19 protein-coding genes and 4 pseudogenes are annotated in these 21,005 nt (G+C 42.3%); 16 read left to right on the plus strand and 7 right to left on the minus strand.

Going from position 1 to position 21,005, the window contains the following annotated elements; genetic code table 11:
* Window positions 1-8 precede the first annotated feature (8 nt).
* Window positions 9-206 (minus strand): annotated as a pseudogene (locus tag I3B46_RS20985) (integrase core domain-containing protein); the annotation flags it as partial.
* Between the two features lie 34 nt (window positions 207-240).
* Between I3B46_RS20985 and I3B46_RS20990 the strand changes: the two are divergent.
* The 3 genes and pseudogenes from I3B46_RS20990 (at window position 241) to I3B46_RS21000 (ending at window position 2,485) form a co-directional block, all read left to right on the plus strand.
* Window positions 241-1,110, plus strand: a complete 870-nt coding sequence (locus I3B46_RS20990) for a hypothetical protein (RefSeq protein ID WP_104873146.1) — start codon at window positions 241-243, stop codon at window positions 1,108-1,110.
* Window positions 1,111-1,365: 255 nt separating this feature from the next.
* A pseudogene (locus I3B46_RS20995) lies at window positions 1,366-1,689 on the plus strand (RHS repeat-associated core domain-containing protein); the annotation flags it as partial.
* Window positions 1,690-2,032: 343 nt separating this feature from the next.
* Complete coding sequence (locus I3B46_RS21000) at window positions 2,033-2,485, plus strand: hypothetical protein (protein WP_014657247.1); 453 nt, start codon at window positions 2,033-2,035, stop codon at window positions 2,483-2,485.
* Between the two features lie 223 nt (window positions 2,486-2,708).
* On the opposite strand, the pseudogene I3B46_RS21005 reads toward I3B46_RS21000, so the two are convergent.
* Window positions 2,709-3,700: pseudogene (locus I3B46_RS21005) on the minus strand (IS3 family transposase); the annotation flags it as partial.
* A 66-nt stretch (window positions 3,701-3,766) separates the two neighbouring features.
* Between I3B46_RS21005 and I3B46_RS21010 the strand changes: the two are divergent.
* On the plus strand, window positions 3,767-4,786 hold the full coding sequence (locus I3B46_RS21010; RefSeq protein ID WP_040132571.1) for an IS110 family transposase: 1,020 nt from the start codon (window positions 3,767-3,769) through the stop codon (window positions 4,784-4,786).
* A gap of 219 nt (window positions 4,787-5,005) precedes the next feature.
* On the opposite strand, the pseudogene I3B46_RS21015 reads toward I3B46_RS21010, so the two are convergent.
* Window positions 5,006-5,122 (minus strand): annotated as a pseudogene (locus tag I3B46_RS21015) (transposase); the annotation flags it as partial.
* 299 nt (window positions 5,123-5,421) lie between these two features.
* Here I3B46_RS21015 and cytR point away from each other — a divergent pair.
* From cytR to rraA, 6 genes are all read left to right on the plus strand, one after another.
* Window positions 5,422-6,450, plus strand: a complete 1,029-nt coding sequence (cytR, locus tag I3B46_RS21020; RefSeq protein ID WP_004924634.1) for a DNA-binding transcriptional regulator CytR — start codon at window positions 5,422-5,424, stop codon at window positions 6,448-6,450.
* Between the two features lie 151 nt (window positions 6,451-6,601).
* Entirely contained in the window at window positions 6,602-7,417 is an 816-nt protein-coding gene (gene ftsN / locus I3B46_RS21025) for a cell division protein FtsN (RefSeq protein WP_004924637.1), read from the plus strand.
* Window positions 7,418-7,571: 154 nt separating this feature from the next.
* Complete coding sequence (hslV, locus tag I3B46_RS21030; protein ID WP_004924640.1) at window positions 7,572-8,102, plus strand: ATP-dependent protease subunit HslV; 531 nt, start codon at window positions 7,572-7,574, stop codon at window positions 8,100-8,102.
* A 10-nt stretch (window positions 8,103-8,112) separates the two neighbouring features.
* Window positions 8,113-9,447: an HslU--HslV peptidase ATPase subunit gene (gene hslU / locus I3B46_RS21035; RefSeq protein ID WP_014657242.1), complete on the plus strand. Its 1,335-nt coding sequence runs from the start codon at window positions 8,113-8,115 to the stop codon at window positions 9,445-9,447.
* Between the two features lie 225 nt (window positions 9,448-9,672).
* Entirely contained in the window at window positions 9,673-10,593 is a 921-nt protein-coding gene (locus I3B46_RS21040; RefSeq protein WP_004924644.1) for a 1,4-dihydroxy-2-naphthoate polyprenyltransferase, read from the plus strand.
* A gap of 110 nt (window positions 10,594-10,703) precedes the next feature.
* Window positions 10,704-11,225, plus strand: coding sequence for a ribonuclease E activity regulator RraA (gene rraA / locus I3B46_RS21045; protein WP_014657241.1), 522 nt, complete (start codon window positions 10,704-10,706; stop codon window positions 11,223-11,225).
* Window positions 11,226-11,572: 347 nt separating this feature from the next.
* Here rraA and zapB read toward each other — a convergent pair whose 3' ends face one another.
* Window positions 11,573-11,812: a cell division protein ZapB gene (zapB, locus tag I3B46_RS21050; RefSeq protein ID WP_004924650.1), complete on the minus strand. Its 240-nt coding sequence runs from the start codon at window positions 11,810-11,812 to the stop codon at window positions 11,573-11,575.
* A 303-nt stretch (window positions 11,813-12,115) separates the two neighbouring features.
* Between zapB and I3B46_RS21055 the strand changes: the two genes are divergently transcribed.
* Both I3B46_RS21055 and glpK read left to right on the plus strand, forming a co-directional pair.
* Window positions 12,116-12,958 (plus strand): MIP/aquaporin family protein, encoded by an 843-nt coding sequence (locus tag I3B46_RS21055; protein ID WP_004924651.1) that lies wholly within the window; start codon window positions 12,116-12,118, stop codon window positions 12,956-12,958.
* Window positions 12,959-12,982: 24 nt separating this feature from the next.
* Window positions 12,983-14,509 carry a glycerol kinase GlpK gene (glpK, locus tag I3B46_RS21060; protein WP_004924654.1) on the plus strand — a complete coding sequence of 509 codons (1,527 nt, stop codon included), beginning with the start codon at window positions 12,983-12,985 and terminating at the stop codon, window positions 14,507-14,509.
* A 266-nt stretch (window positions 14,510-14,775) separates the two neighbouring features.
* Here glpK and I3B46_RS21065 read toward each other — a convergent pair whose 3' ends face one another.
* Entirely contained in the window at window positions 14,776-15,945 is a 1,170-nt protein-coding gene (locus I3B46_RS21065) for an RNA-guided endonuclease InsQ/TnpB family protein (RefSeq protein WP_004924658.1), read from the minus strand.
* Between the two features lie 56 nt (window positions 15,946-16,001).
* On the opposite strand from I3B46_RS21065, the gene tnpA reads away from it, so the two are divergent.
* The 3 genes from tnpA (at window position 16,002) to I3B46_RS21080 (ending at window position 18,131) form a co-directional block, all read left to right on the plus strand.
* A complete protein-coding gene (gene tnpA / locus I3B46_RS21070; RefSeq protein ID WP_004924660.1) occupies window positions 16,002-16,427 on the plus strand; it encodes an IS200/IS605 family transposase in 426 nt (141 codons plus the stop codon).
* Between the two features lie 97 nt (window positions 16,428-16,524).
* Complete coding sequence (locus tag I3B46_RS21075; RefSeq protein ID WP_004924662.1) at window positions 16,525-17,742, plus strand: hypothetical protein; 1,218 nt, start codon at window positions 16,525-16,527, stop codon at window positions 17,740-17,742.
* A 5-nt stretch (window positions 17,743-17,747) separates the two neighbouring features.
* On the plus strand, window positions 17,748-18,131 hold the full coding sequence (locus I3B46_RS21080) for a hypothetical protein (RefSeq protein ID WP_004924665.1): 384 nt from the start codon (window positions 17,748-17,750) through the stop codon (window positions 18,129-18,131).
* A gap of 38 nt (window positions 18,132-18,169) precedes the next feature.
* On the opposite strand, the gene emrD is transcribed toward I3B46_RS21080, so the two are convergent.
* Window positions 18,170-19,354, minus strand: a complete 1,185-nt coding sequence (gene emrD, locus I3B46_RS21085) for a multidrug efflux MFS transporter EmrD (protein ID WP_004924667.1) — start codon at window positions 19,352-19,354, stop codon at window positions 18,170-18,172.
* Window positions 19,355-19,756: 402 nt separating this feature from the next.
* On the opposite strand from emrD, the gene fpr reads away from it, so the two are divergent.
* Complete coding sequence (gene fpr / locus I3B46_RS21090) at window positions 19,757-20,503, plus strand: ferredoxin--NADP(+) reductase (RefSeq protein ID WP_040132576.1); 747 nt, start codon at window positions 19,757-19,759, stop codon at window positions 20,501-20,503.
* A 38-nt stretch (window positions 20,504-20,541) separates the two neighbouring features.
* On the opposite strand, the gene I3B46_RS21095 is transcribed toward fpr, so the two are convergent.
* A complete protein-coding gene (locus I3B46_RS21095) occupies window positions 20,542-20,964 on the minus strand; it encodes a DUF805 domain-containing protein (RefSeq protein WP_014657237.1) in 423 nt (140 codons plus the stop codon).
* Window positions 20,965-21,005: the final 41 nt, after the last annotated feature.

Genomic DNA, 21,005 nt, shown 5'->3' on the forward strand with positions numbered 1-21,005 from the left:
GCTTAGCCTTAAAAACCAAGCTTATTTTTTAACACTTCATACGGTGTTTTACCAGCATGAGCTGAGTGGAGACGATGACAATTATAAAATACTTCCCATTCAGCTAACTTTTCATGTAAATCGACATCATCTTTATAATCGATTAATTGATAAAATTCCTGTTTATCTGTTAAATGAGAACGCTCTACTTTCCCATTCAATCTTGGCATAGAAATACAAAAAAAAAGGAAAATCAGGAGAATGGAAAAAGTGGAAGAAGATATGCTAACTAATTTCAAAAGTGAAATGATACTTTTGCTAAAAAATAAGTTAAATTTCTTTTTAAATTCAAGAGCAAAAGAAATAAACATGAGTATTTTTTCTTTTGAAAAAGATACTTATGATGAATCTCTTTATTTGAAGTTAAAGATTAAAAATCATAAGTGTGATTTAATAAGATGGACTGATGATTATCATTCTTTTGATGATACAATAAAAAGAATGGAATCAGCAGGATATAGCAGTCAAGATATTGATATTATAAATGTTGTCTTGTCACGGTTTGGATATATTTTTCGAGTTGAGACAAAAAAAAAGACAAATAGAGATTTGAAATTATTTTTTTTCATCCTTCAAATGAATAAGATTAGTAATAGTGATGAGTTTACGGACGAAATAAAAACTGAACTCTTACAGTCATTTTTATGCGAACTATTCTTACATTATGAAACCTTTTCTAGATTTAAGTATATAAAAAATAAAATTTTTTTCTTATCCGACAATCTTGGTTACATTGATTTCTTAGATGCTATAAATGAAATTCATGATAGAAAAGAAGATATTTATCACGGGATATACATTAAATTATTTCATACTGAAATACTGAAATACATATCATTTGGTGATAGCGATCTTTATAAAGAATTAGAAATTTCATTTAATGATAGATTAATTGAACACTTAAATCCTGTGAGATTTATCAATTTAACCAAAAAAAATGAAAGCGGATTTTTTAGTATATTAAATGATATAACTGAGCCTCTACAATCAACACAAGAGCTTTTCATATCAAATTTAATTTTAATAAACTATACATTTTTCATTTTAAAAAAAATGTACCTAATATTATAGAACTGAGGAAATATATTAATAATGATGAGTATTTTATATTTATATTAAAATTGATAATTAATAGAACCATAATGTTACCTAAAAGTAAACTTATTAATATAGGCTTATCCGATTGCTTAGCTAAAATTAATGACTCTGAATGTGAACATCTAAGTAATGTACTTACTGAGTTAATATATGACCCACCGCAATTTGATAAATCTGAATCATAATATCCAAGCTATCAATTGAATTTAATTAACAAATCATCAAGAGATTTATTACACTCACAGCGGTCTGAATGGGTTACCGGAGGTGTTGAACAAATATAACGGAAATATTGTGTGGCAAGGGCTGCATCGCGTTTGGGGTAATTTACAGCGTCAGGCCCGCCCTACCGGTGAGTTTAACAGTGAACAAAACCTGCGTTTTCAAGGACAATATTTCGACAAAGAAACTGGCCTGCTCTATAATACCTTCAGGTACTACGCCCCGGATTTAGGCCGCTTTACCCAGCAAGACCCCATCGGGTTAGCGGGTGGATTGAATCTGTACCAGTATGCGCCGAATCCGCTGACATGGGTGGATCCGTGGGGGTTGCATGTTCAGCATGGAATCGATGTATTAGCTGAAGATTGATGGGTTCAAGGTGCTCACGCTCATATTGATAAAATAGCAATTGCAATTACATCAGGTAAGTATGGGAAAATAATTTATACCCTGTTTTTAGTAAAACAAATGTAGACACAATTGCTTGGAAAAAAACAGAAAAATCAGATCAATACCTAACAGAACCCAAAAATAAAGCTAAAGTAATAACTTATCTAGAGATATGCTAAAGTAAGATGGCCTACTAAAGCCGCAGAGTGGAGTCACTTACAAAAAGTATTGAATAATAATAGGTTAGTAAAAGGTGTAACAGAAAAAATCAAAGCTGTTAGAGATGAAAAAAATAATTGATATAATTGATATAATTAAATCCAAAGGTTTTTTTAACTCAATATATTTGGATGAGGATAGGAAGTACCTTTTGTCGCTTTGTCAAAAAGAGAGTTTTAAATCAGCAGAAATTTATACTATTAATATAAGTAATTTTTCTATTGAGTTATGTATAGCGAGACAAAAAAATAAAAGTTATGAAGCTATTAGTGTTTCTCAATGTACTGATAATGCTAATATTAATATGCATATAACGGATAATTTAGGAATAATGAATACCCCCCTAAATCAGTTTTTTCAGTTACAAGGTTCATCATTGCCAACATTTTCTGTTTGTTCTAAAGATGACATAGAGCAGATAGAATTACATTTTACTAATGGCTGTAAACTTATCTATGAAAACAAAAAGTCCGTACCTAACATTCTATTTAATTTCCTGTTTACAAATAATGGTTAGTTTTATAATCCTGATAAAGTTGACAGATGGTTTAAATTTTTAGCAGTATGCGCCGAATGGGGTAGGTTGTGTGGAACCATTGGGATTGAGTTGTAGTTTTTATGGTAAATCAAAGCGATGGCGAAATAATGAAACCGGACGTTATACAAAACGGCCAACGGATCCATATGAATTAGTTCATAATGACTAAGTAAAATATGGCAATGTTACTGTCCACTCCCCATTAATTAAGACACTTCAAATTAGAGATTTCTAACTGTTTACGGTATGTCTCCGGTGGGAGGTTATTTAAACTTTCGTGGGTTCGATTTAGATTGTAATCTTGCTGCCAAAACCACACCATCTCTCGTACTTGGCTTAATGATTCAAATAAATAGGCATTTAAAAATTCACGACGGAATGAGCCATTAAAACGTTCGATAAAGCCATTTTGTTGTGGTTTACCGGGTTGAATATGACATAGCTCAATCTGATTATTTGTACAATAATTCAATAGGTTGGTTGAAATAAGCTCAGGTCCATTATCCACGCGAATTTGTTTCGGCAATCCTCTATCGATTTTCAAACGTTCTAGTACTCTAATGACTCGTTCAGCAGGCAATGACGTATCAACTTCAATTGCCAGGCACTCACGTGTCCCCTCATCAATAATATTCAAGGTTCTGAAGCGTTTACCACAGTACAAACTGTCGTGTACAAAATCCAAAGCCCATTGAATATTCGGGACTTTTTCTATCACTAATGGTCTTTTTTCACGCTTAGGAAGCACCTTTTTAACCCGTCGTTTCAAGTTCAATCCTAATCGACAATAAACGCGATAAACTCGTTTATGATTAAAAGAATAGCCTTGAAATCGCAGCCGAAAATAGCATTTCCAAAATCCTGATTGTGGTGATTTCGCTAACACAGATTGTATGGCATCGATCACCACTTGATCTTTTTTACGCCAATCTAACGGTTGACGGTAAAAAGTAGCTCGGGGCAATGAAGTTAGTTTGCAAGCCTTACTGACTGATAAACCTGCCTCTTTTAATGATTGTGCACAGGACTTCTTTTCAGTCACTACCAACCCTTTTTTGCAAAAAGCTCCTTCATCGCATGATTTTCAAGGCTGACTTCCGCAAAGAGCTTTTTCAGTTTCGCATTTTCCTCCTCAAGCTCTTTTAATCGTTTAACATCATTAGCTTCCATGCCACCATATTTTGATTTCCAATTAATGGGATGGACTACCTCCTCCCTCTGAGGTTAACTGAATAAAATATACTCAGCAGGAGCATTATCATGAATGTTATCTATCTCGGTATTGATCTGGCTAAAAATGTTTTTCAGCTTTGTGGATTAAATCAGGCGGGTAAACCGGTTTATAAAAAACGCACTGATCGTAAAACGTTACTACAGACTATCGCGAATATTCCGGCCTGCCTGATTGGTGTGGAAGCCTCCACGGGAGCATTTTACTGGCAGCGTGAGTTCGAAAAACTGGGACATAAGGTAAAAGTGATCAGTCCCCAGTATGTAAAACCCTTTGTCCGCGGGCAAAAAAATGACGGTAATGATGCACAGGCTATCGCAATTGCTCTGATGCAGCCAACAATGCAGTTCGTACCACCCAAAAGCCCTGAACAGCAGGATATTCAGGCTCTGCACCGTGCAAGACAGCGTATTGTTAATCACCGCACTGCGACAGTTTGTCAAATCCGGGGACTGCTGCTTGATCGGGGAATAACAATCGGCTCGGCAGTCTCAAGAGTTCGTCGTGCTGTTCCGCTTATTCTTGAAGATGCTGAAAATGGTCTTAGCGTTAGAATGCGCAGGACGATTGCAGAACTTTATGATCTCTTTAACGATCTTGGTCGTCGCATAGGCTTTTTTGATAAAGAAATTGATGCTGTGTTCAGGCAATCAGAAGCCTGCCAGCGCATTGCCAAAGTTAAAGGCATTGGCCCTAAAACAGCAACAGCTGTTGTTGCCGCGATAGGCAAAGGAACTGAATTTAAAAATGGTCGTCACTTTGCCGCATGGCTTGGTCTGGTTCCACGACAGCACTCGAGTGGTGACAGGCAGGTACTGATGAATATGACGAAAAAAGGCGACAAGCATTTGCGAACCTTATTTATTCATGGAGCCAGGGCAGTCGTTAGAGTGGCTGCAAATAATAATGAGGGTTATTTAAATCAATGGGTTAATCAGCTAAAAGAGCGACGAGGATTTAACAAAACGACCGTTGCAGTCGCCAATAAAAATGCCAGAATTATTTGGTCAATTCTTCACAATGAAACCGAGTACAGACTGGCAGTGTAATAGCATACCTTTAAAAGTTGCAAAGTATTGAAAAATGGTCACAGGTTAAACCTGCACGATCGGAACCTGATTATTATATTGGCCTTCGTGGCCGTCCAGTTGTTGAGGCGATTGTGTGCGGATTACCCATTTGGGCACAGATATTTCTGATGCCGGATAGATGTAAGCAACAACCTAAAACCTGATTCAGTACTTGCAAAACGGAGGTAGTCCATAGATATAATAAGTCGCGTTACTGATCCCATTTTGGCGACAAATGTCTTCCACTTTCATCCCTGAATCAGCGAGCTTTAAAATATTAACGATTTGAGTTTCAGTAAAACGGGCTTTTTTCATCATGACCTCTGCAATTTTTAGGGCAGAAAATCTAATTATCGCTGTCTTATTTTAAGGGAAGCGGACAATAGCAAACTGCTCCACTTGATATTGCCCTTATGTTTCATATGGAAACTTTATGGTAACTATTTTCAATATTTGCGAAGTAGCTCTAAAAAATGACGCAAGTCACAGTTTTTATGTAAACTAGGTAACAGATATTATTGTTAAACCATTTAGAATAACTCGTTACTTGATGTGATGACGTCTTTACGCCATTCAAAAAAAGCAATCGATTAACTAAACGTAAGGAAGACGTTGTGGAACAGAAACAACACAGTGGTACTGCAACCATGAAAGATGTTGCTAATGCAGCGGGCGTATCAACGGCAACGGTCTCTAGAACATTAATGACACCTGAAAAAGTCTCTTTACAGACACGTCAGAAAGTAGAGCAAGCTGTGATGGATGTGGGCTACTATCCACATAACTTAGCAAGGAGCTACAAACGTAACGAATCAAAAACGATCTTGGCGATCGTTCCCGATATTAGTGATCCCTTTTTCAGTGATGTGATTTGTGGACTGGAAAAAGTTGCCGCGCAAGAAGGTTATTTTGTCTTGATTGGCGACTGCAAACATCAACAAAAACAAGAAAACGCCTTCATTAATCTGATTATTACGAAACAAATCGACGGGATGGTACTGTTAGGCTCGAATTTACCTTTCGATGTCTCTGCTGAAGAACAAAAAAATCTCCCCCCTATCGTGATGGCTAACGAGTTCTCTCCTGAACTTAAACTACCAACCGTACATATCGATAACCTAACATCTGCGTTTAATGCTACGCACTATTTACAGAAATTAGGTCATAAACGTATCGCTTGTATCGCGGGGCCTGAACATATGCCACACAGCCAGTATCGTTTAGAAGGGTATAAAAAAGCCATGCTGCGTACGGGTGAAAAATTACGCGAGCAATATATCGTTCGTGGTGATTTTACGCATGAAAGCGGTGCTGAGGCTGTCAAAACTTTACTTGCCCTACCTGAACCACCCACAGCGGTTTTTTGTCATAGTGATATCATGGCAATCGGTGCAATGTGGCAAGCAAAAAAATCAGGACTCATCCTTCCCGATGACCTATCTATTGTTGGGTTCGATAATCTAGAGCAGGCTCAGTATACATTGCCAGCCTTAACAACGATAAATCACCCTCGCGATGAAATTGGTCGCCATGCCATGTTATTACTGCTGGAACAACTACAAGGTAATAGTGTCACCCCTGGCTCTCGTCTCCTAGATTCTGATTTAATCATTAGAGAGAGTACAAAAGCGCCTAAAAGCTAGGCAAAGTCGTTCAGGTTAAGTAACATGTACCACCTAAATCATTCAAGCTGCAGTTTGTTGCTAAAACATCACCAACAATACTGCAACTTGAAATACGACGAGTATAAAACTGAATAATCACAGACACTCAATAACCTAGTGAATTAACAGCGTGGCACAAAAAGATTATGTAGCTCGCGGGCGGTCATCTGCCCGCCGTAAAACCAGTAAAGGCAAAGCCAAGAAAGCGCAAGGCCTACCGATGACAACATTAGTTGTTGCTGTCGGAATTGTTGTCTTGTTTGTGGGCGGCCTTTTCTATATCACTCAAAATAAGAAGGAATCCCCCCAAAGTACGGGAAGCCATTCATCATCAGTACCTGTCGATACTTTACCGCCTAAACCTGAAGAACGCTGGCGCTATATTAAAGAGCTAGAGCGTCGGGGTGTTGATACGCCAAACATTGAGCAGACGCAAAAGAGTACGGGTAGCAACATTATGCGCCCATCGGAGCTAACCCCTGAGCAGCGTCAACTACTAGAACAGATTGATTCGGATAGACGTGGCCCTGTGACGAATTTACCGGAAGTGCCTTATAATGGGCAGCCGGTTCCTCGTTCACAAGTGATCATTAAAGAACCAACTCAACCCGTCAATCCACCAGTACAACGTAAACCTGTCACCTCGACCGAGGCAAAAACAGAAAATCGCCCTGTACAATCAACGCAGCCTGCACCCGTTGAAAGCAAACCCGCGAATAATTTACAAAATATGCTGGTTCAATGTGGTTCTTTCCGTACCGCGGAACAAGCAGAGTCCGTTCGTGCTACACTCGCTTTTGCTGGCATAGAAAGCCGAGTCACTGTTGGCGGCGGCTGGCATCGTATCGTACTTGGCCCTTATTCCAAGTCAACGGCAGAAAAAATGCGCGATCGTGCAAGCGGTGTTGGTGTCTCAGGTTGTATTCTTCGTGCCTCTGGGGGTTGAAAAATACAATCCCCTCCCCCATGTACTGTTTTAACGTACTATCAAGAGCGGCTATTACAGCATTTTGCTTGCTTCAAGTTACCCGTTTAAGAAGGCTGGTAACTTGAAAAATTGATACCCGCATTTTTTTCGTCATAAAACCAGGGGCTAACTCATGACAACAATCGTAAGTGTTCGCCGTAATGGCCAGGTCGTAATTGGTGGAGATGGGCAGGCGACGATGGGTAACACCGTCATGAAAGGCAATGTCCGCAAAGTTCGTCGCTTATATAACGACAAAGTTATTGCCGGATTTGCCGGTGGCACTGCCGACGCATTTACTCTTTTTGAACTGTTTGAGCGCAAGCTTGAACTACACCAAGGCCATTTAACGAAGGCCGCTGTTGAGCTAGCAAAAGATTGGCGTACTGACCGTATGTTACGCAAACTTGAAGCTCTGCTAGCCGTAGCCGACGAACACACCTCTCTTATCATCACAGGTAACGGTGATGTCGTTCAGCCAGAAAATGATTTAATTGCTATAGGTTCAGGTGGCCCATATGCGCAAGCTGCGGCACGCGCACTACTTGAAAACACAGAATTAAGTGCTCGTGAAATCGCTGAAAAAGCACTTTCTATTGCCGGCGATATCTGTATCTATACCAACCACAATGTCAACTTTGAAGAAATTTCTTCAAAATCATAAGGATTACAGTATGTCCGAAATGACTCCACGCGAAATAGTTAGCGAACTCGATAATTATATTATTGGTCAAAACAAAGCTAAACGCTCTGTTGCAATTGCCCTACGTAACCGCTGGCGCCGTATGCAGCTGAATGAAACGTTACGTCACGAAGTCACACCAAAAAATATTTTAATGATTGGTCCAACGGGTGTCGGTAAGACTGAAATTGCTCGCCGCCTTGCAAAACTCGCTAACGCGCCATTCATCAAAGTTGAAGCGACAAAATTTACAGAAGTGGGTTATGTCGGTAAAGAAGTTGACTCTATCATTCGCGACTTAGCTGATTCTGCTGTCAAAATGGTCCGTCAACAATCCATTGAGAAAAACCGTTACCGTGCTGAAGAACTAGCTGAAGAACGTATTCTTGATGTTCTGATCCCACCTGCAAAAAATAATTGGGGTCAATCCGAGCCTGTTGATGAACAATCACCTGCTCGCCAATCTTTCCGTAAGAAATTACGTGAAGGTCAATTAGACGACAAAGAAATCGAAATTGAAGTCGCTGCGGCACCAATGGGTGTTGAGATCATGGCTCCTCCTGGCATGGAAGAGATGACTAATCAGCTACAATCTATGTTCCAAAATCTTGCGGGCCAAAAACAAAAAGCACGTAAGATGAAGATCAAAGAAGCGTTTAAACTGCTAGTGGAAGAAGAAGCCGCTAAGCTGGTCAACCCTGAAGAGCTGAAAGAGCAAGCTATCGAAGCGGTTGAACAGCACGGTATCGTCTTTATCGACGAATTCGACAAAATTTGTAAGCGCGGTGGTCAAACCTCTGGCCCTGACGTTTCTCGTGAAGGCGTACAGCGTGACCTGCTGCCACTGATCGAAGGTTGTACCGTTTCGACTAAGCATGGCATGGTCAAAACCGACCATATCCTCTTTATCGCATCGGGTGCATTCCAAGTTTCTAGCCCATCAGACTTGATCCCTGAATTACAAGGCCGTTTGCCAATTCGTGTTGAGCTACAAGCGCTGACAACAGAAGACTTTGTGCGTATCCTCACTGAGCCAAGTGCCTCTTTAACTGAGCAGTACAAAGCTTTGATGGCAACAGAAGGTGTGACGATTGAGTTTACTGACGATGGCATTCGCCGTATTGCGGAAGCGGCATGGCAAGTCAATGAATCAACTGAAAACATCGGTGCACGCCGCTTACATACCGTGTTAGAACGCTTGATGGAAGATATTTCCTATGATGCTAGCGAACGTAACGGCCAAACCATTCAAATCGATGCCGAGTATGTCAGACAGCACCTTGATGAACTGGTTGCAGATGAAGATCTAAGCAGATTTATTTTATAAGCTTATTAATTATCAGGTTTTCATGTATCCTTAAGATACGTCTAATAAAGTACAACGGTGACCCATCGTTGTACTTTATAATTTTACGTTAGACGGTAAATATTTAGCCTGTCGCGCAGCCATTACATCGCTTTCCATATGCACGTTTTCATGGACAAGCCGTATACGGTTTTTCACGCGAGGGCTTTTAATGTATTGTACACAACAAACCTGTGAAATTATTGAATGAGCTCATCTACTTCTATTAGCCGTAAGCAGGCTTGGCTAGAAAGTTTACGTCCTAAGACCTTACCATTAGGAGTCATAGCCATTATTACTGGCTCCGCACTGACCTATTTAACGGGTAATTTTAAATGGCCTGTTGCCCTATTAGCCATTATTACCGCAGGCTTACTGCAAATACTCTCTAATCTTGCAAATGACTATGGTGATGCCGTAAAAGGCTCAGATACCGCTGAACGTATTGGCCCTTTGCGTGGTATGCAAAAAGGGGTGATTACCCAAGCAGACATGAAAAAAGCATTAAAAATTAATATTATTGCTGCCTGTATTTCAGGCTTGCTGCTGGTTGTTGTCGCTTGTGAAAAACCTGAAGATGCCATTGGCTTTTTAGTGTTAGGCTTAATCGCGATTGTCGCCGCTATCACCTATACCGTCGGGAAAAAACCTTATGGCTACTTAGGGTTAGGTGATATATCCGTCCTAATTTTCTTTGGCTGGCTGAGTGTGATGGGGACTTATTACCTACAAGCCAATACACTGAACATGATCACCTTTTTACCTGCTACGGCCTGTGGTTTACTCTCCGTTGCCGTACTGAATATTAATAATATGCGCGATATCGAAAATGACGTAAAAGCAGGTAAGAATACCCTTGCTGTGCGTTTAGGCCCATCAGGCGCGCGAATCTATCATGCTATTATTATTATTGTTGCTATACTCTGCTTAGCTTTCTTTAACTTACTTTATCTTCGTGGCTGGACGGGGTGGTTGTTCTTGCTTGCCGTTCCCATGTTAATGAACCATGTGCGTCGCGTACTCAGTGATCCAACCCCTGAAGGGATGCGCCCAATGTTAGAAAACATGGTAAAAGCCGCACTATTCACTAACGTTCTCTTTTCTATCGGTGTAATATTGAGTAAGTAATTGCTTATTTTTTGACTTAGCCCCCTTGTTTTTGGGAGGTGGATTTTGCCAATCACCTCTCAAAAGGGATATACTTTATCTTTCTTGCAGCAAATAAAGACCTATACACTATGAAATATGATACTTCCGAACTCTGTGATATCTACCAAGAAAGCGTCAATGTGGTAGAGCCTCTCTTTTCCAACTTTGGTGGACGTACTTCATTTGGCGGTCAAATCATTACGGTCAAGTGCTTTGAAGACAATGGCCTACTATATGATTTGCTGGAAGAAGACGGTCATGGTCGTATTCTCCTTGTCGATGGCGGCGGCTCTGTACGCAAAGCCCTCATTGATGCGGAACTTGCTCGCTTAGCCGTTGATAACCACTGGGAAGGTATTGTGGTTTATGGCGCTGTACGCCAAGTAGACGCATTGATGGAGTTAGATCTGGGTATTCAAGCAATTGCCGCCATACCAGCAGGCTGCCCAGATGAAGGTATTGGCGAAAGCGATATTCGCGTCAATTTTGGCGGCGTTACCTTCTTCTCGGGTGACTATCTCTATGCAGATAACACAGGCATCATCTTATCAGAAGAACCACTTTCAACTCAGGATGGTAGCGAGTTTGAAGTACTAGACGACGACCTCTAATCATCAATCGCATGATCATACGGTTTCAAAAAAGAAGGGCTGATAATGATATCAGCCCTTCTTTTTATGGTTCTGTGGTACAAAGTACAATTTGGCTATTCCCCTATCACAGGGGATAGCAACGTAAAAATCCTAACGACTCATGCCAAGCTATTTCAACTTTTGATATCAATAGATAACCTACAATCATCAGCAACAGCTATAACTTATTGACCCTATGTACCCCTAGATAATTCGTGTTGCTGCTCGTCAGCGGTCATAGGTTATCGCGATGAGCATACATAAGTATGCCATTCAGGTAACCAAAAGAAGCCAACAACGCTGCTGCGCGAAATATAACCGGTATTTTAGACTTCTTCCATTTTACCCAGCAAACCACGCAGACGCTCTTGCCACGATTGTTGCTCTTGTTTCAGTTGTTCGTTTTCACGTACCAGTGATTCGGTGCCCGATTTCGCATTATCCAGTTCTTGAACAAGCGCACTATTTTTATCTTTTAGCTCATCGATTTCCATTTGTAACAGTGTGATGGTATCAATCGCTTGTTGGACTTTTGCTTCTAGTTTCTCAAATACTTCAAATGACATTCTTCTGACCTCCCATGTAAGCTTTAATATCGATTGTAAGTAGCATGATCCTCTGTGTCTAGTGGCTTGACTCTGATTCCCCAAATCCCTTATTTTAAAACACTGGTCTGATCACATCGTAAAGGTCGATTGCGTCACTATTTTTGGTCGTTTTCTTTCGTTTTGGTGATGTAACACACATATTTCAATTTCGATATTTCTCGTTTGCGCTCATTAACGATAAATTTACACTATAGGTTTTCACTTTGAAGATCTTAACCTGAAAAACATTACAATAATTTTAATTTTCGTAGGATAGAAGATATGAGCCAAACGACCACGACTACACTTACCGGTCAGTGCATCTCAGAATTTTTAGGTACTGCACTCATCGTATTCTTTGGTTTAGGCTGTGTTGCAGCAGTCCGAATCGCCGGAGCACAACTTGGCCTCTGGGAAATCAGTATCATATGGGGCTTTGGTGTTGCACTCGCTGTATACTTAACCGCTGGCATCTCTGGGGCTCACCTTAACCCTGCCGTAACCATTGCACTTTGGTTATTTGCTAGCTTCGAAAGACATAAAGTCGCACCTTACATCGTTGCACAAATGTTAGGAGGTTTCTTCGCTGCCGCCTTAGTTTATGCGATGTACTCACCTGTATTCATTGATTACGACCAAGTTCACCACATTATTCGTGGCACACAAGAAAGCCTCTTTACTGCTGGTGTATTCTCTACTTACCCAGCCCCACAAATTAGCGAAATGCACGCCTTCTTTATTGAGGTGGTTATCGCTGCCATCCTCCTGTGCCTAATTTTGGCTTTAACCGATGATGGTAACGGTATTCCACGTGGGCCTCTAGCACCGCTATTAATTGGTATTCTGATTGCCGTTATTGGTGGTTCATTCGGCCCACTAACAGGTTTCGCCTTAAACCCTGCTCGTGATTTCGGACCAAAAGTTGTTGCTTATCTCGCAGGCTGGGGGGATATTGCCCTGACAGGTGGACGTGAAATTCCTTATTTCTTAGTACCATTGATTGCTCCTATCGTTGGCGCTCTGATTGGTGCATTCGGTTACCGCATGCTGATCACTCGTCACTTACCAGGTTTCGTGCATACGAAAAAAGACGAGCCATCAAAAACATCTAGTAAAAACGCTTAATCATCACCGGAACAGGTTTAAATTATGACAACAGAAACAAATATCGAGAAAAAATATATTGTCGCTCTTGATCAGGGAACAACCAGTTCGCGGGCCGTTGTACTCGATCACGACGCCAATATCATCAGTATTTCACAGCGTGAGTTCACTCAAATCTATCCTAAGCCAGGCTGGGTAGAACATGACCCAATGGAAATTTGGGCAACACAAAGCTCAACGCTTATCGAAGTATTGGCAAAAGCAGATATTCGTACCGATGAAGTTGCAGGTATCGGGATCACTAACCAACGTGAAACCACCATTGTTTGGGAAAAAGCAACAGGTAAGCCAATTTATAATGCGATTGTTTGGCAGTGCCGTCGTACTGCGGATTTCTGTACTCATCTCAAGCAGAATGATAAAGAGCTAGAAGAGTATATTCGCCAAAATACTGGCCTCGTTGTTGACCCCTATTTCTCTGGTACTAAAGTGAAATGGATTTTAGACCATGTTGAAGGTGCTCGCGAACGCGCTGAAAAAGGGGAATTACTATTCGGTACAGTAGATACATGGCTCGTATGGAAAATGACCCAAGGCCGTGTTCATGTAACCGACTACACGAACGCTTCTCGTACCATGATGTTTAATATCCGCAATCTGGAATGGGATGATAAGATCCTTAAAGCGTTGAATATTCCGCGTGCAATGCTGCCAGAAGTTCGCCCATCGTCTGAAGTTTATGGCCAAACTAACATTGGTGGTAAAGGCGGTACTCGTATTCCTATCTCTGGTATTGCAGGTGACCAACAAGCCGCACTCTATGGCCAGTTATGTGTGAAAGAAGGCATGGCAAAAAATACCTATGGTACAGGTTGCTTCTTGCTAATGAACACAGGTGAAACAGCGGTTCGTTCAAACCATGGCCTGCTGACAACTATTGCGTGTGGCCCAAGAGGCGAAGTGAACTATGCCCTTGAAGGTGCGGTATTCGTTGGCGGCGCATCTATTCAATGGCTACGTGATGAGCTGAAACTGATTGATGAATCCACCGACTCTGAATATTTCGCAACAAAAGTGAAAGACAGCAATGGCGTCTATGTGGTGCCAGCCTTCACCGGTTTAGGCGCACCATACTGGGATCCGTATGCGCGTGGTGCTATTTTCGGCCTAACACGTGGTGCTAACCGTAACCATATTATCCGTGCAACACTGGAATCTATTGCTTATCAAACTCGCGATGTGCTAGATGCGATGCAAGCCGATGCGGAAACGCGCCTTGCAGCACTCCGTGTAGATGGTGGTGCGGTTGCGAACAACTTCTTAATGCAGTTCCAAGCAGATATTTTAGGAACGTCTGTGGAACGCCCAGAAGTTCGCGAAAGCACGGCTTTAGGTGCAGCTTACCTTGCAGGCCTTGCGGTTGGTTTCTGGAAAAGCCTCGACGAGCTACAAAGCAAAGCAACAATTGAGCGTGTGTTCAAGCCAGGTATTGAAACAACCGAACGTAACTATAAATACGGTGGTTGGAAAAAAGCCGTGGCTCGCGCACAAGAGTGGGAAGACCGCGCGTAATCCCTCTTCACTCCTGATATAGATCCATAAGGCAGCACCTTACCGTGTTGCCTTATTTATTTCATATCATAGCTAATTAATTATTTATTAAATAGTTAGCTCATTAGTGTACAAATAATAAATTAGACATTCTCTATGCCTCATTGAAAAATGCAGAAATCCTAAATGGGATTAATGATATTTTTTAAGATGATGGAGAACGGCGATGGATAGCCAGAACAAATATGTGACTGCTCCCCGCCCTGTCGGGCGAGGCTTCCCACTTCTTAGGCCGCAACCGTCTGTGTGACGGATTTACGCTGGCCTCCATGGGCAGAAACGACGAGTCCCGCCGCTTGTAATTCCAGTATGCCCTTGCGTTCGATGTTGATCGCCGCATTGATATCACGGTCATGTTCAACTCCACACTCTGGACACTGCCATATGCGCTTATGTAATGGCATTTCCGGCATCTTGTGACCGCAACAATGGCAGGTTTTCGAACTGGCGAACCATTGATCCAGTTTCACCAGATGCACGCCTTTCTCTGCGGCTTTGTATTCCAGTTTTGTGATGAATCCAGACCATCCCGCATCGCCTATCGCACGCGCCAGATGGTGGTTTTTCATCATATTTGCCGCTTTCAGCGTCTCGACAATTACCGCTTGGTTTTCGTCAACAATTGCACGAGATAACTTGTGCTGAAAATCGGCACGGGCATTGGCTACCCGTTCGTGAACGGATGCAAGTTGTATTCTGGCTTTGCGTCTGTTTGCGCTCCCTTTTTTCTTCCGGGAGAGGGCTTTCTGCTTCCGGCGCAGGTTGTGGCTGGCGTTGATAAGGTGGCGTGGATTGGCAATTTTATTACCGTCGGATTTGATGGCAAAATGCGTCAGCCCCATATCCAGCCCCGTCACGTTTGATATCAGTGCCGGCTTCTCTGGCGCTTCCATTCCGTCGTCACAGAGTAGCGAGGCGTAGTATTTCCCAGTTGTGCTGCGGCTCAGGGTGATACTTTTCAGCATTCCCGTAATTTCACGATGTAAACGCGCTTCAATTGGTGCAATTTTAGGGATTTTTATCGCGCCATCAAGGACTTTGATTCCAACACAATGATAGCTGGATTGTTTACCATGCTTACTTTTAAACGTCGGGAAACGAGCTTTCAGTTTCGGATTGAAAAAGTTGGAAAAAGCCACGTCGAGATTAATCACCGCCTGCTGTAACGCTATGGAATCATACTCTTTAAGCCATGCGTATTTACGGGATTTCTTCGCCACTGCAAGCAGTGGCTTGAGGTCTTTACGCGGGTTTAAATTTACGCCGTGCCGCTGGTAAGCCTGTTTTTTAATGTGAAGAGATTTGTTGTACGCGAAACGAACCGCCCCAAACTGAGCATTGAGGTATTCAGCCTGTTCTGGTGTCGGGTAGATGCGTACTTTTGTTGCTCTTAACATAATCAGTGCTCATTGATATAATGTTTTTATTTTAACATGTTAGGTGAATATATCAATTGAGTAATCATGATGATTTACTGGCGGGATTCCTCCGAAAGCGGCACAGTGTCAGTAAACTGGTCGTGCATCTGATCTTTACGACGAAGTACCGACGTAAGCTATTTGACGGACTGATGATCGCTCAACTGCGTGAGGCTTTTGGCTCCGCTGCGGCAAAACTTGAATGCGAAATTATTGAGATGGACGGAGAGCCTGACCATGTGCATCTGCTGGTTGCTTACCCGCCAAAACTGGCGGTCAGTGTGATGGTAAACAATCTGAAATCAGTATCGTCGCGCCTGCTGCGCCAGCAAAACACACATTTACGGATGCAAAGTAAAACGGGGCTTTTGTGGTCGAGATCATACTTTGTCTGTAGCACCGGAGGGGCAACAATTGAAACGCTCAGAGCCTACGTTCAGAGTCAGTCAACGCCTGATTGATCTTTAAAGCCCTGCGGACTTTTCGCCTTATATCCCCGCCCGCATTGGGCGAGGGTTTACGGCGGATTTTGCTAATTTTTATGCCTCTACATTGACCATGCCGCAATACGATAAAAGAAACCCGTTCTTTGATCCTGCTAACTTGCAAATTGCATGGACCTACCAACAAAGTGATTGGATAAAAAAGGCTAATGGTACGCACCATGAGTTATATTATACGGCGATACAACCATCGATTTACGGTTCATTGCTGGGAATGGCGTCACCACTTTTTGGTGGCGGGATCGCCCAATCAGATGTGTTATGGCATGAAATATTTGGGCATGGCTTAGGATTATCGCATACGAATCACCCATATTATCCATTTTCCAAACAGAGTAATGGCCCTGAAATTGCTTATGACCAAGCACGTAGCGCCTATATTACCTATCGTTATACTCACCCCGAAAATAGAAGCACTCAAGAGATCCGGCCTGCCATGTACCCAACGGCGGGGGAAAACAATAAGGCACCCTATGATGCATTTATTCCCCATTCATCTCACTACAACCAGAAAATTCAGCGGTTTTTATCACGGCCAATACCAACATCGAACAGACAGCAAAACCACCCTGTTTATTGGGTCAGTGGTTCGATAGTTACCTTACCCGATGGTAATAACCATCCTTATAGCCACCTTAATATTCAGCGTACTCTTGGGGATCTCCCTATCGTGGCACAACGAGACAAATTGCGTGATATACCCCATGTGTACTTATTAGTTGCCACTTATGCAACCCAAAATGGACTCATGACGACAGATAGCTGCCCGATTGAAGATATTAAATCCATTAGCTTAAATATGGCTGATCATGGCGAATTAGTGAAAATTCAAATAATGAAAGCCGATAATCAACAGCCGATTTACACCTATGCCAATCAGCCATTACAATATGTCACTCTCGATAATTACTGGTGTGGTAGCCCGCTGTTCTGGTCTGCTACCGATCCCCATTTAATCGACTTTTCAACGGGTCGGGTCAACAATCAAAGGATAACCCCAAATAGCGCTCTGTGTGCTACTTGGATTAGCGATGGACAACGCCACCAACAATACTTCTCTTTGAGTGACCCTTGGGGTAAGAATGGGCAAATCAATACAAAGCAACCTTTTCTCCCCATCAACCACTTAACCTTGCAGGCTGACAGGCGAACAACACCCTTGGCGCATTACAATATCGAAGCGAATGCCCACTGCTTGCCGATGTTTACATTAATCAAACTGTTGATATCACAACGCTACAACTCCCTAAAGAGCAACAGCATTATTGGGTAACCTTATTGGTCGAAGATCCATCAGGTGATATTCGTGAACAAACCCCATTAGCGCCGTGGCAGATCACTCGCCAAGGGGAGCTATTGTCGATTATTGGTACCACCGACAGCACACCAAACCTGAAAATAACGGCAATCCGAATTTATCTCGACAAACACCTGCAAGATGACACGCCCCCAAGTACGGTGACATTGACGCGAAACCACACCGCCACCATCACCGAAAATACACGCTTTTTGGATTATAACCAGCCAGTGATATTCAATCACATAGAGCAGCAACCGGAGCTAATCGCCATGATGGAGAAAACAGCAAATCAAACGATGGCAATAAATGAAGGGAGATTACCGAGCACGCCAAGGGTCATTTCAGCGCCCCTTACCGTATAAAACTAAGCAGGCGATGAGTGATCGCCTGCTATCACTGATTAAATCGTATGCTCTGTTCGATTCAAACGATGAGCCAACGGTAGCCAGCACAATAGCACTAACATAGACATCAGCAGCATCAATAAGCCCAAACTAAACTGCCCATTTTGCGGCAACAGTGCGGAAACCCATGTTGCCACCCCTGAACCCACATTTTGCATACCGCCGACTAATGCCCCAGCGGCTCCGGCCAAATAAGGGAAAGGCTCCATTGCCCCTGTTGTTGCTAAAGGGAATAGCATGCCCGCGCCGAAGAAAAACACCGAGGCGGGCACCAATAGCGTCCAGATATTCATCACTCCAAACCAGCCGGGGATCCACATTAGCAGCCCTGCAATCAAGCAGCAGATCACGGACTGCCACATTAAATGGTAAAAACTTTTACCTTCTCGCCCTGCATACCAAGCGCCAAAAAATGCGGCAGGAATAGGAATAATAAATAAGATACTGACAGTAATACTATTCAAACCAAGTACACCGCCCATCAAAACACCGCTACTGGCTTCGAAAACCGCAATACCCGCCAGCGCACCGATCAACATAATTAAATAAGAAACAAAGGAGCCACTCGACAGTAACTGGTGATAAGAACTCAACATTCTGCGTTTTTCTGAAGACTCAGGGCGTGTTTCAGGTAGCCAGCGATACATGCTCACCAGCACAAAAGCGCCAAGAATAAACAAAAAGATATAACAGGCATGCCAACTCCAAAAATGAGCAAGCAATCCACCAAACATAGGCGCGAGCAGTGGGCTAACTAATACGCCCATGTTTAATAAGCTATTTGCATAGCGCAATGAGGTTCCTTTGTAGAGATCACGAGGCATCGTACGCACCATGACCCCAGCCACCCCTGTACCCAGCCCTTGCAAGCCACTGGCGAGCACTAAAATATCCAGCGTTGGGGCAAAAAGTGCCAGCGTTGTCGCGAGTAAAAAGATGCTCATCCCAACTAAAATAACCGGACGGCGGCCAACTTGGTCAGATAACGGTCCATATATCAGTTGAGAGAAACCATAAGTAAACAAGTAAGCCGCCATGACTCGCTGCACTGAGCCAGACGGTTCACCAAAGTACACAGCGATGTCTGCAATAACAGGTACATAGACAGTCTGTGTCATTTGCCCTACCGCTGCTAGGGCGATCAGCAAGATCAGTAAATTAAAATGTTCCAGTTTTCTCATTTTCTTCTCAAAACCAATTTATCAACCTGAATGCACAGCCTAGCCATGTTATTCAATACAAATAACATGAAGGTTTAATTTCAGAGTGAAACCACAAAGAGTTATTGATTGTTTTCTTTGATAAAACGGTTAATCGGCAGTACATCATGCTCATGTCACCGTTGCGTGACTAAGATAACAAAACTAATTTTTTTTTCGAGGTAGGACAGCATTTTAATTAATGGTGCAATGTCAGCGATATTCGCCGGATATGGCAATAAAACTGTACATTAAATTTGTTTGTGATCTCTTAAAAAGAATAATTCACTAGAACACATTATCGATAAGCGCAAATAGTAAACTGATTTAGTATGAAACTCTGATAAGCAGCAAAGTTAGAAAAAAATCCAGAGGTGAATATTTATGGCTAATTGGGTTACCGGAACCGTTATTGAAGCAAAATTTTGGACAGATTCTTTATTCAGCCTAGTGATCAACGCCCCTATCAAACCTTTTATCGCCGGCCAATTTGCAAAACTTGCTCTCGAAATTGAAGGTGAACGAGTGCAACGTGCTTACTCTTACGTTAACGCCCCGAGTGACGATCGCCTTGAATTCTACTTTGTGGTTGTACCAAATGGTAAACTTAGCCCTAAACTGGCTCAATTACGCCCTGGAGATACCTTACAAGTTACGGATGAAGCGTCAGGCTTCTTTGTATTAGACGAAATTCCCAACTGCCAAAACCTTTGGATGCTATCCACTGGCACCGCGATAGGTCCTTTTCTATCGATATTACAAGAAGGCAAAGACCTTGAACGATTTGAAAAAATCGTACTTTTGCACGCGGTTCGCTACCAGAAAGATCTCAGCTATCTCCCCTTAATGGAGCAATTAGCCAAACGCTACCCAGAAAAGCTGCATTTAGTTACCGTTGTTAGCCGTGAACATTGCGACGATGCGTTATATGGACGTGTGCCAGCATTGATTGAAAACAATACGCTCGAAGAAGCCACTGGCGTTTCGCTTGATGCCACCAGCAGCCATGTGATGTTATGTGGTAACCCTGAAATGGTCAGAGATACTCGCGAGCTATTGGTAAAAACCCGAGGAATGAGCAAACACCTACGCCGTAAACCGGGTCATATCAGCAGTGAACAATATTGGTAACCATTTTAATCCCCCCTCTTTCACCCGTAGAGAGGGGGTCAAGACAGGTAATCAACAGATTGTGTTTTTTCACCATACTGATTTTCAGAATCCATCCCTACAAAAACACCACAGTCTAGTAACATAATCATAGCGATTAACAGCGGTAAAAAGCGCCCAATTCCCCACTGCCAAACAGGGGCTAATTGGCTAACATCCATTGAAAATAGGGCGAAAGCGAGGATCACCAGTGCAAACCAGCCACCGGGTTTCCCTCTGTCATGCAAACGCTTAGTAAATATTGCAGCTAGCGGATAAAGCAATAAAACCAGTAATACAATCACAACCGTTTCAGGTAATGCAAATGCATTTTGCAGTAACACAATGATTGTCATTAAAATAAAATACGATGCGATACCTGCCCAAAATGGTCGACGACCAATACGACCTTTGAAGGAGAAAGCCCATTGTTGTAATGTCATTACACCGGATCCTGATACAATATTAAAAACCATAAAATGAG

This window comes from Providencia sp. 2.29 (assembly GCF_015832305.1).
Lineage (GTDB): Bacteria > Pseudomonadota > Gammaproteobacteria > Enterobacterales > Enterobacteriaceae > Providencia > Providencia stuartii.

What these genes read in the sequence shown, in the direction of transcription:
- I3B46_RS20990 (WP_104873146.1), top strand. Translation starts at nt 241, where the DNA reads ATGGAAAAAGTGGAAGAAGATATGCTAACTAATTTCAAAAGTGAAATG.
- I3B46_RS21000 (WP_014657247.1), top strand. Translation starts at nt 2,033, where the DNA reads ATGAAAAAAATAATTGATATAATTGATATAATTAAATCCAAAGGTTTT.
- I3B46_RS21010 (WP_040132571.1), top strand. Translation starts at nt 3,767, where the DNA reads ATGAATGTTATCTATCTCGGTATTGATCTGGCTAAAAATGTTTTTCAG.
- hslV (WP_004924640.1), top strand. Translation starts at nt 7,572, where the DNA reads ATGACAACAATCGTAAGTGTTCGCCGTAATGGCCAGGTCGTAATTGGT.
- hslU (WP_014657242.1), top strand. Translation starts at nt 8,113, where the DNA reads ATGTCCGAAATGACTCCACGCGAAATAGTTAGCGAACTCGATAATTAT.
- I3B46_RS21040 (WP_004924644.1), top strand. Translation starts at nt 9,673, where the DNA reads ATGAGCTCATCTACTTCTATTAGCCGTAAGCAGGCTTGGCTAGAAAGT.
- rraA (WP_014657241.1), top strand. Translation starts at nt 10,704, where the DNA reads ATGAAATATGATACTTCCGAACTCTGTGATATCTACCAAGAAAGCGTC.
- zapB (WP_004924650.1), bottom strand. Translation starts at nt 11,812, where the DNA reads ATGTCATTTGAAGTATTTGAGAAACTAGAAGCAAAAGTCCAACAAGCG.
- I3B46_RS21055 (WP_004924651.1), top strand. Translation starts at nt 12,116, where the DNA reads ATGAGCCAAACGACCACGACTACACTTACCGGTCAGTGCATCTCAGAA.
- glpK (WP_004924654.1), top strand. Translation starts at nt 12,983, where the DNA reads ATGACAACAGAAACAAATATCGAGAAAAAATATATTGTCGCTCTTGAT.
- I3B46_RS21065 (WP_004924658.1), bottom strand. Translation starts at nt 15,945, where the DNA reads ATGTTAAGAGCAACAAAAGTACGCATCTACCCGACACCAGAACAGGCT.
- I3B46_RS21075 (WP_004924662.1), top strand. Translation starts at nt 16,525, where the DNA reads ATGCCGCAATACGATAAAAGAAACCCGTTCTTTGATCCTGCTAACTTG.
- emrD (WP_004924667.1), bottom strand. Translation starts at nt 19,354, where the DNA reads ATGAGAAAACTGGAACATTTTAATTTACTGATCTTGCTGATCGCCCTA.
- fpr (WP_040132576.1), top strand. Translation starts at nt 19,757, where the DNA reads ATGGCTAATTGGGTTACCGGAACCGTTATTGAAGCAAAATTTTGGACA.
- I3B46_RS21095 (WP_014657237.1), bottom strand. Translation starts at nt 20,964, where the DNA reads ATGACATTACAACAATGGGCTTTCTCCTTCAAAGGTCGTATTGGTCGT.